The sequence below is a fragment of the Okeania hirsuta genome (genome assembly GCF_003838195.1).
Classification (GTDB): domain Bacteria; phylum Cyanobacteriota; class Cyanobacteriia; order Cyanobacteriales; family Microcoleaceae; genus Okeania; species Okeania hirsuta.
This window is the reverse complement of sequence record NZ_RCBY01000579.1, coordinates 1-1,386: the sequence shown is the minus strand read 5'-3', so window position 1 is coordinate 1,386 and position 1,386 is coordinate 1. Positions and strand designations below refer to the sequence as shown.

General features: G+C 41.4%; 2 protein-coding genes. Both read right to left on the bottom strand.

The window, feature by feature from the left end; all coding sequences use genetic code 11:
- The coding region (locus D5R40_RS32990; RefSeq protein WP_205127852.1) for a hypothetical protein at window positions 1-574 on the bottom strand (574 nt) is incomplete at its 3' end.
- On the bottom strand, window positions 558-998 hold the full coding sequence (locus D5R40_RS32985; RefSeq protein WP_124155889.1) for a transposase DNA-binding-containing protein: 441 nt from the start codon (window positions 996-998) through the stop codon (window positions 558-560). The genes D5R40_RS32990 and D5R40_RS32985, both read right to left, overlap by 17 nt.
- Window positions 999-1,386 lie beyond the last annotated feature (388 nt).

Below are 1,386 nucleotides of genomic sequence, written 5' to 3'. Positions count from 1 at the left end.
TAATAGACCAAGTAGTGAGTAAGCGCCAATGGATAGGGTCTTCACCTGATGGTACTGTACTGGGATGCTCTTTTACTTCCACTAGATACAAGGGGCGATCTAAAGAAGGCTTATTTTTGTGTTGAGTCTGAACATATTGAGCTGGCCGTTTTAGAGCTACTCGGATATACTTGATGCCTAGAAGAGCTTGCCTTTTTCTACGTTTTATTCGCTTGGCTCTTGTTTTGGAGTAATGATTGAGACCACGAATAGGCACTTGAGTGTAGGATAAAGATGAACTTTGTCCCAATAAGTCCGAAAATCTTCCCTCAATACCTTTATCTAAGTCCTTCGCTTGGCGGTTATTCTTTACGCGGACAATAAAATCTCGACCTAATTGAGTCTCAATTTGCTGCAATGACTCATAAATATCTCCTCCTTGATCCATCACAAAAGTAAGTCGCTTAGCTTTGATCAGACGTCGATTAGTATTTCTAGCCACGATAGGCCAAACACCAGATTCCTGTTGTTCTAAGCCAAGTAATCGTCTTTTGGTCCGTTGCTTTATATTGTCTGCTTTACTGCCTTTGGTCAATGGGCGATTGTAACATATCCCCCAAACCAATTATACGGCTACTTACAGTACTCATGATTAGAGAGGGATATAGATAAAAACCAGGATTCTGATTCCCACCATGCACTCCGTAGTGCTCTGCCCAATGAGCCTTGTTCATACTATTCAACTTAACTCCAATTTCCGTCCCATCTATGTAGGCTATCAAATCCTGATCGGTAACATCCTGTGGCTCTATCCTACAGCTTTGATAGATTAATTCCCCTAAACTAACTCGACTATTATTAATAAATCGATAAGCCCCTATCGTATCCTTTAATGCTGTGCTCAATTGATGAAATACTACGCTTCCCTTTTGTTTGACCAAAGCCATCAAATCATCGTAACGCTTAGCTAAACGCTTATCTCCAAAATTTGACCGCCCAACCTGATTATAGGCTGTCAATTCATATAATCTGCACTACTCTTTGGATAAAATATGCTGGTAACCATCAAAAGTTTAATAATTACATAGCAATTATTGACATGTGTATAAACCGTAGGCCGTGAGGTACGGCATATGATTTTCATCGGCCATATCCGCGGAAATAGCCATAGGTAGAAATCGGAACTTGCTCTAGATACAGTCAGGGTTAAGTTCCGATGTCTATCCCTGCCTTTCCCGCCCATTGCAAGACTATGACTTAGGAAATAGATATCGTACTTCACAGCACGGGAAATCCGGGCTAGAATCTTGGCTAGTTATATTTTGCCCCTACGGGGCGGGGCGTGCCTAGGTCCATGCCGTAGGGATAATACATATCCAGCCATATTTTTAGGAAGGAACTTTTGTA